The organism is Micromonospora sp. NPDC049081, from assembly GCF_040648835.1.
GTDB classification, from domain to species: Bacteria; Actinomycetota; Actinomycetes; order Mycobacteriales; family Micromonosporaceae; genus Micromonospora; species Micromonospora antibiotica.
On the sequence record NZ_JBEZEK010000003.1, the window covers coordinates 200,177 to 214,378 of the forward strand.

Genomic DNA, 14,202 nt, shown 5'->3' on the forward strand with positions numbered 1-14,202 from the left:
GGGAGGCCGGCGCGCTAGCTGCCAATAATGCGGGCGGAGCTGGTCACGGTGGCCACTCTGCCACTCCCACCCGAATCTGGGAGACAGAATCCACATCCCGGGACGGGATGTGTGGGACGTCTCCCCTCGGGTACCTCAGATGCGGACACGAAGCGCTTTTCTCCGATAACGACTACGACAGTCGAGGCAGGAGTTCCGATGGACAGGCTCGATCCGCACACCGCCCACGGCACCACGGACCCGATGGTCGACGACGGTCAGGGCGCGATCGCCGGCGGCGCCCCCGGTGGGGCGTTCAACCCGTGGAGCTACCGCGACGAGGCCGGGGTCGCCGACGCCGACCTGGTCGGCTACAAGGTCGAGGCGACCGACGGCGGCATCGGCAAGATCGACGAGGCGAGTCACGAGGTCGGCGGCAGTTACCTGGTCGTCGACACCGGGCCGTGGATCTTCGGCAAGAAGGTGATGCTCCCCGCCGGCACCATCAACCAGGTCGACCACGACGACCGCAAGGTCCACGTCGACCGCACCAGGGACCAGATCAAGGCCGCCCCCGAGTACGACGAGACCAGCCACAGCGACCCGGCCTACCGGGACAAGCTGGGCGGCTACTACGACGACACCTACGGCAACCTCCCCCCGGGCACCGCCCGATAGGCGACAGGCGGGCGGTCCGACGCACCGGCAGACCTCGGACACCAGACCCGTCGATCGACGACGACGGCCGACGGGGCGGCATCCACGCCCCGCCGGCCGTTACCGTGTCCGGGTGAACCCCACCGAGGACAGCCGCCGTATCCCGTTCTCCGCGATGTTCAACTTCCGCGACGTCGGCGGCTATCCCGGCCACGACGCCCGGACCGTCCGCTGGGGGCGGCTCTACCGGTCGGACTCCCCACACCGCATCGACGGCACCGACCGGGAGGCGTTCAGCGCCCTCGGCATCCGCACCGTGATCGACCTGCGCCGCCCGACCGAGGTGGACCGGGACGGCCGGGTGCCCGACCTGGACGGCCTGGCCTACCGGCACGTCCACCCTGAACACGCCGACTGGGCGCTGACCCGCCACGAGCCGGAGTCCAGCCTGGCCCGCTACCTCGCCGACCGCTACGCCGACCTCGCCGAGACCGGCACCGCCGGGCTGGCCGAAGCCGTCGGCCTGATCGCCGACAGCGCCAACGCCCCCGTCCTGGTGCACTGTGTGGCGGGCAAGGACCGCACCGGCATCGTCTGCGCGTTGACCCTGGCGGTGCTCGGCGTCGACGACGACCGCATCGCCGAGGACTATGCGCTGAGCAGCGAGGCGTCCCAGCGGTTCAGCGCCTGGCTGGCGGCGTCCATGCCGGAGGCCGAAGCACCGCCCGCGCCCTTCCTGGGCTCCCCCGCCGAAGCGATGTCGCTCTTCCTCGTCGAGCTGCGCCGACGGCACGGCTCGGTCGAGGACTACCTGCGCCACGCCGGCGTCACCGACGCCCAGCTCGCCGCCCTGCGCGACCACCTGCTGGAGCCGCCCACGCCGTAGTGACCCCCTCGGGGGGCCGCCGGTCAGCTCAGGTGCGTCACCCAGCCGTGCGGGTCGGGGGCGTCGCCGCGCTGGACCGCCACCAGCTGCTCCCGCAGCGCCGAGGTGGACCGGCCCGGCTCACCGCCGCCGATCACGAACTCGCCACCGGGGTGCCGCACGCGGGCGACCGGGGTGATCACCGCGGCGGTGCCGCAGGCGAAGACCTCACGCAGCCGGCCGCTCTCGGCGTCGGCCTGCCACTCGTCGAAGCTCACCCGGCGTTCGACGACCCGGTGCCCGGAGGCGGCGGCCAGGTCGAGCAGCGCGTCCCGGGTGATACCCGGCAGGATCGTGCCGGTCAACGGCGGGGTGACCAGGGTGTTGTCGTCGTAGACGAAGAAGACGTTCATGCCGCCGAGTTCCTCGACGTAGCGGCGCTCCACCGCGTCCAGGAAGACGACCTGGTCGCACCCGGCCTCGATCGCCTCCGCCTGGGCGGACAGCGACGCGGCGTAGTTGCCGCCGCACTTGGCCGCGCCGGTGCCCCCGGGGGCCGCCCGGGTGTAGTCCGGGGAGACCCAGAGGGTGACCGGCTTGACCCCACCGGCGAAGTACCCGCCGGCCGGCGAGGCGATGACGCAGTAGAGGTACTCGTTGGCCGGGCGGACACCGAGGAAGGCCTCGCTGGCGAACATGAACGGCCGCAGGTAGAGGCTGGTGTCGGCGCCCTCGGGGATCCAGTCCCGGTCGATCTCGACCAGCTTGCGCAGCGACTCGACGAACAGCTCCGCCGGCAGCTCCGGCATGGCCAGCCGCCGGGCGGAGGCGATGAACCGGGCCGCGTTGGCCTCCGGGCGGAACATGGTGATCGAGCCGTCAGCCGTCCGGTAGGCCTTCAGCCCCTCGAAGATCTCCTGCGCGTAGTGCAGGACGGCGGTGGCCGGATCCATCGGGATCGGCGCGCGGGCCTCGACCCGGGGGTCGTACCAGCCCTTGCCGTCGGCGTACCGGATGGTGACCATGTGGTCGGTGAAGACCCGACCGAAGCCGGGGTCGACCAGCAGGGCGGCCCGTTCGGCGGCGGATACCGGCGCGGGATTCGGACGGATCTCGAAATCGAGCATGTCACCACCGCTCATCGCGCTGACCTCCCTGCGGGTTGACGGCACGCGGGGACCACGCACCGAGCTGCTGTCCAGAAACCTACCCCGAACGGTCGTTCAGTGGATAGGGCCGCTACCGGCGGGATCAGGCCACCGCGTGCGCGGCGAGCCGGTCCCCCACCTCGTCGGTCCGCAACGCCACACCCGGGGTCCGGCCGGCCAGCTCGGCGGCGACCGCGCCGGTCACCCGGGCGGCGGCGTCGGCGTGACCCAACTGGTCGAGCAGAAGCGCGGCGGAGAGCACGGCGGCCACCGGGTCGGCGACCCCCTTGCCGGCGATGTCCGGCGCCGAGCCGTGCACCGGCTCGAACATCGACGGGTACGCCCCGGTGGGGTTGATGCAGCCACTGGCCGCCAGGCCGATCCCCCCGGTGACCGCGGCGGCGATGTCGGTGAGGATGTCGCCGAACAGGTTGTCGGTGACCACCACGTCGTAGCGCTGGGGCTGGGTGACCAGGAACATGGCGGCGGCGTCGACGTGCTGGTACTCGGTGGCGACGTCGGGGTGCTCGGCGGCGACGGCCGCGAACGCCCGCGCCCACAGCGAGCCGGCGTGGGTCAGCACGTTGGTCTTGTGCACCAGGGTGACCTTGCGCCGCTCCCGGCGGGCGGCGCGGGCGAAGGCGTCCCGGATGACCCGTTCCACCCCGTGTCGGGTGTTCAGGCTCTCCTCCGTGGCCACCTCGGCCGGGGTGTCCCGGTGCAGGCTGCCGCCGGCACCGGCGTAGAGGCCCTCGGTGCCCTCCCGGACGACGACCAGGTCGACCTCACCCGGCTTGACGTTGACCAGCGGGCCGGGCACGCCGGGCCAGAGCCGGGACGGGCGCAGGTTGACGTACTGGTCGAAGGCGAAGCGGAGCCTCAGCAGCAGGCCGCGCTCCAGCACGCCCGGCGGCACGGTGGGGTCGCCCACCGCGCCGAGCAGGATGGCGTCGTGGCCGGCCAGCTCGGTCAGCACCGAGTCGGGCAGCACCTCGCCCGTGCGGTGGTAGCGCGCCGCGCCGAGGTCGTACTGCGTCGCCTCGACCCCGGGGAGCACGGCGTCGAGGACCTTGAGGGCCTGCGCGACCACCTCGGGTCCGATCCCGTCCCCGGCCACCACCGCGATCCGTGCCACCTGCCGCTCCTCACCTCGTCCGCTGGGGTGAACGGTACGTCCCCGTCCCGGTTCCCGGTACGAGCCTTCCATTATCTGGGAGGACGAAATGCTCAGCAGGCTCCCAGCCAGCATTCATGGTGCGGTCATCTCCACTGCCTAGGGTCGGTGCAGGACGGGTCGTGGGGCCCGGGACGGACCGGTCGCGACGTCGCGGCACCGTCGGTGAAGGAGCAGTGTGATGCGGACCGAGCAGCAGCGGGGGCCAGGCCGACTGGACGAGCAACCGCGCACCCGCTGGGTGGACCAGGCGACATTCTCCCGCCGCCGCCCCGACCTGCGCCTGGGCACCCGCAGCCACCGCCTCGACCGGGCCGGTGAAGCGGCCGGCGGCCGGATCACCGTGCAGCACGCCGTCCGGACCGGCACCGCCGAATACTCGCTCCTGCTCAACGCCCCCGAGGACCTGGGCCGGCGGGTGGTCGGTGACGCGCTGCGCGACGCCGTCGCCGAGCTACGGGCCATCGACCTCACCTACGGGCCGAACCGGCCGGAGAGCCTGGTCTCCCGGCTGCGGCGCGGCGAGATCAGCCCCGAGTCGTACCCGCCGCTGACCGACCTGGTGGACCGCTGCGCGGCCATGCGGGCCGCCACCGACGGCTGGTTCGACGCCTGGGCCGTGCCCGGCGGCTTCGACCCCGGCGGCCTGCTCAACGGTTGGGCGGTGGAGCGGGCCGCGGCCCGGTTGCGCGCCGCCGGCATCACCGACTACGCGGTGCTCTCCGGCGCCGACCTCACGGTACGCGGCCACGCCGCGCACGGCGGCCCGTGGCGGGTGGCGGTGCACCACCCGACCGACGGTCGACGGGCCCCGCTGGTGCTGGAGATGACGGCCGGCGCGGTGGGCACCTCCGGGGTGACCGGCCGGCAGGGGCACGTCGTCGACCCGCACACCGGTGAGTCGGCCCGGCAGCTGGTCGCCGCGACCGTCGTCGGGCCGGACCTCGCCGTCGCCGACGCCTACGCGACCGCGTTGTACGCGGCCGGGCCGGTGGGGCTGGCATGGTTCCGCACCGACTCGGCATATCAGGCTCTCTTCGCCCACCGGCGCCGCTGAGCGGTGCCGCGGCGCGTCGGCCGACCTGTGGAGGGGGTCCACGGGGTGGCGCGGTCGACGGGCCGGCGATCGGCCCCCACGGTCTCGGCAACGACCGTGGGGGCCGGTCAGCGACGAGTGCGCGTGGCTCGCGCATTCGAGGGGTGCAGGCCGGCCGGACGGACGTTCGGCCTCGTCACCCGAAGACGGGTCGACGTCCGACGCTGCCGGTGACCGCTCCGATACGCTAGCGAATCGACGCAACTCGACGCAAGAGTCTCCACAGCGGACCGTGTCCTCCGGACACTCGAACCACCTGCGGGAATCACGGCGGGTCAGTGTCGCCCGCAGGAGCGCGTGATGGCACGCTGTCCGCCGTGAGTTTCGATCTGAGCGTGTGGGCCCTCCACGACGGGGCCACGCCCGAGGACGTCCGGGCGGCGGTGCGGCGGTGCCACGAGGGGCAGCACGGCGAGCGGTATCCGGACCCCCGGGTGGTGGGCTTCTACCGGGCCCTCACCGCGTCCTACCCCGACCGGCCCGCCCACCAGGGCACCCCGTGGGAGGTCTCGCCGTTGCACGCGGCGTCCGACCATGTGGCGTTGCACCTCGTCCCGACCTGCGACGACCAGGTGCTGCTCGACATCGAGCGGTTGGCCGGCGAGTACGACCTGATGCTCTTCGACCCGCAGGACGGCTCGGTCTACCCGCCACCCTCCCGCGTCACCCGCTGACCCGACCCGCACGAACCGGGTGTGTGTCGCGTGGTCGGCGAACGCCCGCTCCTGCCGCGACCCGGCGCACCCGCACCGGCTCGGTCCCGCGCGGCAGTCCGTCGGGTGTGGACGGCGCAGGGCCCGGCCGGGTGGCCGGGCCCTGCGCCTGCGTGCGGGTGCGACTACTCGTCGCGCAGGTCCGCCGCGCTGGCGGCGGTCGCGCCGATCGAGTCGGCCGCGGAGGTGAGCAGGTCCGCGCCGAGCGCCTGGTCGACGGTGAGGGTCATCAGGGTCTCACCGCCGGCCTCCCGGCGGGCCACCTGCATCGCGGCGATGTTGATGCCGGCCTCACCGAGCAGCGTGCCGACGGTGCCGACCACGCCCGGCCGGTCGGCGTAGCGCAGGAAGAGCAGGATGCCCTCGGCGCCGATCTCCACGTCGAACCCGTCGACCTCGGTCAGCTTGAGGACGTCCCGGGCACCGGCGTGGGCGACCGTGCCGGAGACGCTGACCGTACGGCCGTCGGGCAGCGCACCCCGGATGGTGACCAGGTTCGGGTGGTCCGCCGTCTCGGCCTGGGTGACCAGGGCCACCTCGACGCCCCGCTCGGCGGCCAGGTGCGGCGCGTTGACGTAGGTGACCTGCTCCTCGACGACCGAGCTGAACAGCCCCTTGGTGGCGGCGAGCTTGAGCACCGACACGTCGTGGTTGACGATCTCGCCGCGCACCTCGACGGTGACGCTGGCGGCCACCCCGCCGGCCACGGCGGTGAACGCCCGGCCCAGCTTCTCGGCCAGCGGCAGCAGCGGCCGGACGTCCTCGGCGACGACGCCACCGGCCTGCACGTTCACCGCGTCCGGCACGAACTCGCCCTGCAACGCCAGCTTGACGCTCTTGGCCACGGCCAGGCCGGCCTTGTCCTGCGCCTCGTGGGTGGACGCGCCCAGGTGCGGGGTGGCCACCACGTTGTCGAAGGCGAACAGCGGGGACGAGGTGCACGGCTCCTTGGCGTACACGTCGACGCCGGCGCCGGCGACCCGACCCTCGGCGATCGCGTCGGCCAGCGCCTGCTCGTCGACCAGCCCGCCCCGGGCGGCGTTGACGATCCGGACGCCCGGCTTGACGATCGCCAGCTCCTTCTCGCCGATCAGGCCGACCGTCTCCGGGGTCTTGGGCAGGTGGATCGAGATGAAGTCGGCCTCCCGCAGCAGCTCCTCCAGCCCCACCAGGCGGACGCCGAGCTGGGCGGCGCGGGCCGGCTGGATGTAGGGGTCGTACGCGATCAGCCGGGTGCCGAAGGCGGCGATGCGGGACGCGAAGAGCACGCCGATGCGGCCGAGGCCGACCACGCCGACGGTCTTGCCCTGCAACTCGACGCCGGTGTACTTCGACCGCTTCCACTCGCCGGCCTTGAGCGCGGCGCTGGCGCTGGCGGTGTTACGCGCGACGGCGAGCAGCAACGCGACGGCCTGCTCGGCGGCGGAGACGATGTTGGAGGTGGGAGCGTTGACGACCATGACGCCCCGCGCGGTGGCGGCCGGAACCTCGACGTTGTCCAGCCCGACGCCGGCCCGGGCGACCACCTTCAGACGCGGCGCGGCGGAGATCGCCTCGGCGTCGATCTGCGTGGCACTGCGCACGATCACCGCGTCGGCCTCGGCCAGCGCGGAGAGCAGGGCCGGGCGGTCGGTGCCGTCGACGTGGCGCACGTCGAAGTCGTGCGCGAGCACCTCGATGGCGGCGGGGGCGAGTTCTTCGGCGATCAGTACGACAGGATTCATCGGTCCTCGTAGACGTCGTATTTTAGGTCGGCCGGGGCGACCGGGCGCCGCGATGCGCCCTGCGCCGATCCGTGCCATGGCCGTCAGGTGCCGGTCACGCACCTCACCAAGGATCGTAGGGGGCACCCCGGTCGGCATGTCCCGGTCTGCGGGGTGAGGGCCCTCACACAGCGTTGTCGCACGCCTGTCATCCCCCGTTCATCCGGCCCGGGAGCGCGGCGGGTGGGCCGATCGGGACCGATGAGGCATCGATCACCCCGTCCCGCCTGGTGAACCGGCCAGCGCGGACCGCGACGGCGACCGCCGGGACAGGTGACGCCGCGACGGCGACCACCGGGACGAGTGAAACTCCGGCGGGGACCGGCGGGACGGGTGACCGCGACGGCGACCGGCGCAACGGGTGACGCCTCGGCGGGGACCGGCGGTGGCAGCGGACCGGCCCCGGCAGCTGAGGAACGTGCCCACGCAGAAAGCGGTATGACTGGCAGGCATAAATATGCCTACCAGTCATACCGCTTCACGTCACCAGTTCGACCGGTCCGCGACACGCCCGGCGGGAGCCGGAGGCCCGGTCGGGGCCGACGACCCGGGCGGCGCTCAGCGCGACGGACGGGTCAGACGGCGCTCAGCGCGACGGTCGGGTCAGGCGGTCTCGGTGAGCGGGCGGTCCACCCAGCTCATCATCGAACGCAGCTTCTGCCCGGTCTCCTCGATCGGGTGCGCCGCGCCCTCGGCACGCCACTTGGCGAAGTTCGGCCGGCCGGCCTCGTCCTCGGCCACCCACTCGCGGGCGAACTCGCCGGACTGGATCTCGCCGAGGATCTTGCGCATCTCCTCCTTGACCCGGGAGTCGACGACGCGCGGGCCCCGGGAGAGGTCGCCGTACTCGGCGGTGTCGGAGATGCTGTAGCGCATCCGGGCGATGCCGCCCTCGTACATGAGGTCGACGATGAGCTTCAGCTCGTGCAGGCACTCGAAGTAGGCCACCTCGGGGGCGTAGCCGGCCTCGGTGAGCACCTCGAAACCGGTCTGCACCAGGGCCGCCGCGCCGCCGCAGAGGACCGCCTGCTCGCCGAAGAGGTCGGTCTCGGTCTCCTCGGTGAAGGTGGTCTTGATGGCGCCGGCCCGGGTGCCGCCGATGCCCTTGGCGTACGCCAGGGCGAGCGGGAAGGCGTTGCCGCTGGCGTCCTGCTCCACGGCGACCAGGCAGGGCACGCCCTTGCCGTCGACGTACTGGCGGCGGACCAGGTGGCCGGGGCCCTTCGGGGCGACCATCGCCACGTCCACGTCGGCCGGCGGGGTGATCAGGCCGTAGCGGATGTTGAAGCCGTGACCGAAGAAGATGGCCTTGCCGGGGGCGAGGTTGGGCGCGATCGACTCGGCGTAGATGGTCCGCTGGGCGGTGTCCGGCGCCAGGATCATGATCACGTCGGCCTCGGCCGACGCCTCGGCCGGGGTGAGCACCCGCAGGCCCTGCTCCTCGGCCTTGGGCCGGCTCTTGGAGCCCGCCGGCAGGCCGATCACCACGTCGACACCGGAGTCGCGCAGCGACAACGCGTGGGCGTGGCCCTGGCTGCCGTACCCGATCACGGCGACCTTGCGGCCCTGGATCAGGCCCAGGTCGGCGTCGTCGTCGTAGTACACCTCAACGCTCATTGACTTCCCTTTCGTACGGCGGTCTCGTCGGACCGTCGTGGACTGTGTGCGGTGGCGGGTGGGCGCGCGGTCAGGCCGCGCGCAACGAGGGGCCGGCGGTGATCGACCGCGAGCCGCGCCCGATCGCCACCGTGCCCGACTGGACCATCTCCTTGATCCCGAACGGCTCCAGGTCGCGCAGCAGCGCATCGAGCTTGTCGGGGGTGCCGGTGGCCTCGACGGTGAGGGTGTCCGGTGCCACGTCGACCACCCGGGCCCGGAACAGGGCGACCGTCTCCAGCACCTGCGCGCGGGCCGCGCGGTCCGCGCGCACCTTGACCAGCAGCAGCTCCCGGGCCACCGAGACCTGCGGGTCCAACTCGACGATCTTGAGTACGTTGACCAGCTTGTTGAGCTGCTTGGTGACCTGCTCCAGCGGCGACGAGTCGGCGTTGACCACGATGGTGATCCGGGAGACGTCGGGGTTCTCGGTCTCCCCGACGGCCAGGCTGTCGATGTTGAACCCGCGCCGGGAGAACAGGCCGGAGACCCGGGCCAGGACACCGGGCTTGTTCTCCACCAGCACGGACAGGGTGTGCAGGGTCATGCCGCCGTCTCGCTTCGCTCGGTCGGGCCGTGCCACCGCACGGTCCCGGGGATTCGGGCACTCATCTCAGATGTCGTCCTCGTCGAACGCCGGGCGGACACCCCGGGCGAACATGATCTCGTCGTTGCTGGTGCCGGCGGCGACCATCGGCCAGACCATCGCGTCCTTGCCGACCGTGAAGTCGATGACCACCGGGGCGTCGGTGATCGCCATCGCCGCCTCGATCGTCTTGTCGACGTCGGCGGCGTTCTCGCAGCGTAGGCCGATGCAGCCGAGCGCCTCGGCCAGCTTGACGAAATCCGGGATGCGGTGCTTGTGGGTGCCCAGCTCGGTGTTGGAGTAGCGCCCCTCGTAGAACAGGGTCTGCCACTGCCGGACCATGCCCAGGTTGCCGTTGTTGATCACGGCGATCTTGACCGGGATGCCCTCCAGGGCACAGGTGGCCAGCTCCTGGTTGGTCATCTGGAAGCAGCCGTCGCCGTCCACCGCCCAGACCACCGTGTCCGGCCGGCCGACCTTGGCGCCCATCGCCGCCGGGACGGCGTACCCCATGGTGCCGAGGCCGCCGGAGTTGAGCCAGGTGCCCGGCTTCTCGTACGAGATGAACTGGCTGGCCCACATCTGGTGCTGGCCGACCCCCGCCACGTAGATCGCGTCCGGACCGGCGATCTCGCCCAGCCGCTTGATCACGTACTGCGGGGACAGGGTGCCGTCGGCGGGCTCGTCGTAGCCCAGCGGGTAACGCTCACGCAGGTCGTCGAGCTGGTGCCACCAGTCGCCGAGGTCGGTCCGCCGGCCGGCCTTCTGGTCGGTGGTCACCGCCGCGATCAGCTCCTCGATGACGTGCTTGGCGTCGCCGACGATCGGGACGTCGGCGTGCCGGTTCTTGCCGATCTCGGCCGGGTCGATGTCGGCGTGCACCACCGTCGCGTCCGGGGCGAACGAGTCCAGCTTGCCGGTCACCCGGTCGTCGAACCGGGCGCCGAGCGCCACGATCAGGTCGGCCTTCTGCAGGCCGTAGACCGCGGCGACGGTGCCGTGCATGCCGGGCATGCCCAGGTGCTGGCGGTGCGAGTCGGGGAACGCGCCCAACGCCATCAGCGTGGTCACCACCGGGATGCCGGTCAGCTCGGCGAGCTGGCGCAGCGCCTCGGTCGCGCCAGCCTTGAGCACCCCGCCGCCGACGTAGAGCACCGGCCGGCGGGCGCCGCTCATCAGCCGGGCCGCCTCGCGGATCTGCTTGCCGTGCGGGTGCAGGGTCGGCCGGTAACCGGGCAGGTCCAGCGTCGGCGGCCAGGAGAAGGTCGTCGCCGCCTGGAGGACGTCCTTGGGGATGTCCACCAGCACCGGCCCCGGACGCCCGGTGGCGGCCAGGTGGAACGCCTCGGCGAGGACCTGCGGGATCTCCTCGGCGGTCTGCACCAGGAAGTTGTGCTTGGTGATCGGCAGGGTGATGCCCTGGATGTCCGCCTCCTGGAAGGCGTCGGTGCCGATCGACGGCCGGGCCACCTGGCCGGTGATCGCAACGATCGGGACGGAGTCCATGTAGGCGTCGGCGATCGGGGTGACCAGGTTCGTCGCGCCCGGCCCGGAGGTGGCCATGCAGACGCCGACCCGGCCGGTGGCCTGCGCGTAGCCGGTGGCGGCGTGCCCGGCGCCCTGCTCGTGCCGGACCAGGATGTGCCGCACCGACGAGTCGTAGAGCGGGTCGTAGGCGGGCAGGATCGCGCCGCCGGGGATGCCGAAGACGACGTCGACGCCGAGGGCCTCCAGCGACCGCACCAGTGAACCGGCACCGGAGACCGGGACCGGCCCGGACGGCCGTACGGCCGGGGTGGCCGCGGCGGCGGTGCCTCGCGGCGTGGTGGTGGGGTCGGCGTCGCCGGCCGGCTCGGTGACGGTGCGGGCCCGCCGGGCGGAGTGGGCGAGGGTCTCTGGCGTGGGTCTCGTCATGGCGGTTCAGGCCTTCGGCTGGAGTTGGGTGGAGCTGATACGGCAGGTGCGACAGGGGCGCCTATGCGCCCCGGTGGTTCCGACGGCAATAAAAACGGCCCTCGTGCAGATGCACGGGGCCAGCGCACTCTCGACAGCAGGAGAGTGCGCTCAGGTAAGTACTCGCAGCGACCGGTTCGACGACATGGGCCAAGCCTGACGCATCTCACGCGATGAGTCAACTGATCCCACATGTTGGTTCACGAACGGGGGACGCCGTCCCCGGTGGGGGTCTCGTCAACCGGCCCGGCCTGCGCGGACTCCTCGTACGCGGGCCGTGGTGCGGGCACCGGCGGCGGCGCCGGTGGGTGGGATCGCAGCCGGGGCAGCAGCGGCGAGGGGGTGGGTCGACGCGGGGCGGGCGGCGGTGCCGGCGGGGCCGACGCGGGGCGGGCCCCCGGCGAGGTGGCCGCCTCCAGCATCGCCTCCAGGTGCTCGGCCGGCACCCCCCAGCCGAAGAGCGCGCCCTGGCCGAACCGGCACCCGGCGGCGACCACCGCGGCCAGCTCCGTCGGGGTGGTGACCCCCTCGGCGATCACCTCCATGCCCAGCTGGTGACCCAGCCGCATGACGATGTCGACCATCGGGGCGAAGGCCGGCCCGTCCCGCCCCACCGGGCGGACCGGCTCGTGTTCGGCGACCAGGCTGTGGTCGATCTTGAGGATGTCGATCGGCAACCGGCGTAGCTGCCCCAGCGACGAGTAGCCCGCCCCGAAGTCGTCCAGCGCGATGCGTACCCCGGTCAGCCGCAGTGCGGTCAGCCGACGGATCAGCTCGTCGAGGTCGGTGGCGACGGCGTGCTCGGTGACCTCCAGCACCAGTCGCTGCGGCGGTACGTGGTGGGCGCGCAGCGCCTCGGCGACCTGCACCACGTACTCCGGGGCGTGCAGCTCGCGCGGGGAGACGTTGACCGAGACCCAGACGTCGTGGCCGTCGGCGAGCCACCGGGACAGCTGCCAGCACGCCTGGTGCAGCACCCAGGCTCCCAGCTTGGCGATCATCCCGCACTCCTCGGCCAGCGGGATGAACTCGTCCGGCCGGATGTTGCCCAGCTCGGGGTGGCGCCAGCGCAGCAGAGCCTCGGCGCCCACCGGCCGGACCGAGGGCAGCGACGCCACCGGCTGGAAGGCCAGCCGCAACTCGTCGCGCTCGATCGCGCCGCGCATCTCGTGCTCCAGCCGGGTACGCCGGGTCAGCAGTTGGTCGTAGCTGCCGTCGTAGCGCTCGATGCGGTTCTTGCCGCGTTGCTTGGCGTAGCGCAGGGCCAGGTCGGCGTGGCGCAGCAGGCCGACCACGTCCGGGTCGCCGCCCTGGCCGGCCACCCCGATGCTGACCGAGAGGAAGACCGCCCCGCCCGCCTGGTCGTACGGCCGGCCGAGGACCCCCAGCAACCGCTCGGCCACCACGTCCGCGTCGGCCGGACGGCCCCGCATCAGCACCGCGAACTCGTCCCCACCGAGCCGGGCGGCCAGGTCACCGGGGCGCAGGTTGCTCCGCAGCCGCCGACCCACCTCGGCGAGCACCATGTCGCCGACGTCGTGGCCGCGCATGTCGTTGACGTTCTTGAAACCGTCCAGGTCGAGCCCGAGCAGCACGCAGTCGCCCCCCTCGGCGGCGCAGCGCTGCATCTCCCGCAGCAGGCCACGCCGGTTGGCGAGGGTGGTCAGCGGGTCGGTGTGGGCCAGTTCACGAAAGTGCGCCTCCCGTTCGGCCAGCCGGCCGGCATAGCGGCGCACGTCGTTGAGGGTGAGGTACTGCCGGGTGACCAGCGCGAACCCCTCCAGGCTGCCGGCGACGATGCCCAGCGCGTCGAACCGGCCCCCCTGCATCAGGTGGTACATCGCCGAGCCGGCCATCGCGACCATCGGGATGAAGGCGTACTCCCCGTCGCGGCGGATCAGGTCGATGTCGACCTGGCCGGGGGCGTCGACCCGGTGCACGGCGAACGCCCCGGCGAGCAGGCCCACGGCGAGCAGCGCCATCCCGGTCACCGCCATCGCCGAGCCGCCCTGGCAGACCCCGGCGGCCACCACGAGACCACCGGTGGCGGTCGCGGTGATGCCGGTGCCGAGCACGGCCAGGCGGGTCCGGGGGCCGTCGGCGCGGGCCACCACCATGCCGGTGAGGCCGGCGGTGATCGCCGCGGTCACCGAGGCGAGCAGGATCGCCGGGCAGGCGCTCGGCGTTGCCGGCCCGAGCAGCCGGGTCGGCTCCGACAGGAGCACCCAGCCGACGAACCAGATCGAGGTGGCCACGACCAGCCCGTCGAGCAGCAGCCGGGCGGCGGCGGCCCGGGCCACCATCGCACCGGGCAGCCGGAGCAGCCCGGCGCAGAACGCCAGCCCGGTCAGCGCGGTGCCGCCGGCGATCACCGACGCCCAGCCCGGGTGCCGCCCACGCTGGTGCGCCCCGTGCTCGGTCGCGCCGAGCAGCGCGACGCCGCCCGCGACCAGGGTGGCCAGGGCGACGGCGGCGGCCAGGGCGAACAGCAGGTGTGCCTGGCGGTGCGGCCCGCCGCGACGCCGGGCCGAATCGGCCAGCAGTGCGGTGGCGGCGGCGGCCAGCAGGCCACTCAACACCGCCACGGCGACCATGCCCGGGGGTAAACGCAC

At 72.9% G+C, this 14,202-nt stretch carries 11 protein-coding genes; 4 read left to right on the forward strand and 7 right to left on the reverse strand.

The genetic code is table 11. The features are described 5' to 3' along the window. The first annotated feature begins 198 nt into the window (after nt 1–198). Complete coding sequence (locus AB0B63_RS08040; RefSeq protein ID WP_208567270.1) at nt 199–657, forward strand: PRC-barrel domain-containing protein; 459 nt, start codon at nt 199–201, stop codon at nt 655–657. Between the two features lie 112 nt (nt 658–769). Continuing rightward, nucleotides 770–1,522, forward strand: coding sequence for a tyrosine-protein phosphatase (locus AB0B63_RS08045; protein WP_357015682.1), 753 nt, complete (start codon nt 770–772; stop codon nt 1,520–1,522). A 23-nt stretch (nt 1,523–1,545) separates the two neighbouring features. Here AB0B63_RS08045 and AB0B63_RS08050 read toward each other — a convergent pair whose 3' ends face one another. Next, on the reverse strand, nt 1,546–2,643 hold the full coding sequence (locus AB0B63_RS08050) for a branched-chain amino acid aminotransferase (protein WP_357015687.1): 1,098 nt from the start codon (nt 2,641–2,643) through the stop codon (nt 1,546–1,548). 109 nt (nt 2,644–2,752) lie between these two features. Then, complete coding sequence (locus tag AB0B63_RS08055) at nt 2,753–3,784, reverse strand: 3-isopropylmalate dehydrogenase (protein WP_357015690.1); 1,032 nt, start codon at nt 3,782–3,784, stop codon at nt 2,753–2,755. A gap of 220 nt (nt 3,785–4,004) precedes the next feature. On the opposite strand from AB0B63_RS08055, the gene AB0B63_RS08060 reads away from it, so the two are divergent. Both AB0B63_RS08060 and AB0B63_RS08065 read left to right on the forward strand, forming a co-directional pair. Then, nucleotides 4,005–4,880 carry an FAD:protein FMN transferase gene (locus AB0B63_RS08060; RefSeq protein WP_357015693.1) on the forward strand — a complete coding sequence of 292 codons (876 nt, stop codon included), beginning with the start codon at nt 4,005–4,007 and terminating at the stop codon, nt 4,878–4,880. 356 nt (nt 4,881–5,236) lie between these two features. Further along, nucleotides 5,237–5,593 (forward strand): hypothetical protein, encoded by a 357-nt coding sequence (locus AB0B63_RS08065; protein ID WP_208567275.1) that lies wholly within the window; start codon nt 5,237–5,239, stop codon nt 5,591–5,593. Nucleotides 5,594–5,757: 164 nt separating this feature from the next. Here the strand turns inward: AB0B63_RS08065 and serA are convergent, their stop codons facing one another. From serA to AB0B63_RS08090, 5 genes are all read right to left on the reverse strand, one after another. Further along, on the reverse strand, nt 5,758–7,356 hold the full coding sequence (serA, locus tag AB0B63_RS08070) for a phosphoglycerate dehydrogenase (protein ID WP_208567276.1): 1,599 nt from the start codon (nt 7,354–7,356) through the stop codon (nt 5,758–5,760). A gap of 642 nt (nt 7,357–7,998) precedes the next feature. Continuing rightward, nucleotides 7,999–9,012 carry a ketol-acid reductoisomerase gene (gene ilvC, locus AB0B63_RS08075; RefSeq protein ID WP_208567277.1) on the reverse strand — a complete coding sequence of 338 codons (1,014 nt, stop codon included), beginning with the start codon at nt 9,010–9,012 and terminating at the stop codon, nt 7,999–8,001. A gap of 70 nt (nt 9,013–9,082) precedes the next feature. Beyond that, complete coding sequence (gene ilvN / locus AB0B63_RS08080) at nt 9,083–9,598, reverse strand: acetolactate synthase small subunit (protein ID WP_208567278.1); 516 nt, start codon at nt 9,596–9,598, stop codon at nt 9,083–9,085. Nucleotides 9,599–9,664: 66 nt separating this feature from the next. Further along, entirely contained in the window at nt 9,665–11,551 is a 1,887-nt protein-coding gene (locus AB0B63_RS08085) for an acetolactate synthase large subunit (protein WP_357015698.1), read from the reverse strand. Nucleotides 11,552–11,790: 239 nt separating this feature from the next. Further along, nucleotides 11,791–14,202: a bifunctional diguanylate cyclase/phosphodiesterase gene (locus AB0B63_RS08090; protein ID WP_357015701.1), complete on the reverse strand. Its 2,412-nt coding sequence runs from the start codon at nt 14,200–14,202 to the stop codon at nt 11,791–11,793.

Excerpts from the sequence above, each read along its gene's own strand:
- AB0B63_RS08040 (WP_208567270.1), top strand. The coding sequence starts at position 199 with ATGGACAGGCTCGATCCGCACACCGCCCACGGCACCACGGACCCGATG.
- AB0B63_RS08050 (WP_357015687.1), bottom strand. The coding sequence starts at position 2,643 with ATGAGCGGTGGTGACATGCTCGATTTCGAGATCCGTCCGAATCCCGCG.
- AB0B63_RS08060 (WP_357015693.1), top strand. The coding sequence starts at position 4,005 with ATGCGGACCGAGCAGCAGCGGGGGCCAGGCCGACTGGACGAGCAACCG.
- serA (WP_208567276.1), bottom strand. The coding sequence starts at position 7,356 with ATGAATCCTGTCGTACTGATCGCCGAAGAACTCGCCCCCGCCGCCATC.
- ilvC (WP_208567277.1), bottom strand. The coding sequence starts at position 9,012 with ATGAGCGTTGAGGTGTACTACGACGACGACGCCGACCTGGGCCTGATC.
- ilvN (WP_208567278.1), bottom strand. The coding sequence starts at position 9,598 with ATGACCCTGCACACCCTGTCCGTGCTGGTGGAGAACAAGCCCGGTGTC.
- AB0B63_RS08085 (WP_357015698.1), bottom strand. The coding sequence starts at position 11,551 with ATGACGAGACCCACGCCAGAGACCCTCGCCCACTCCGCCCGGCGGGCC.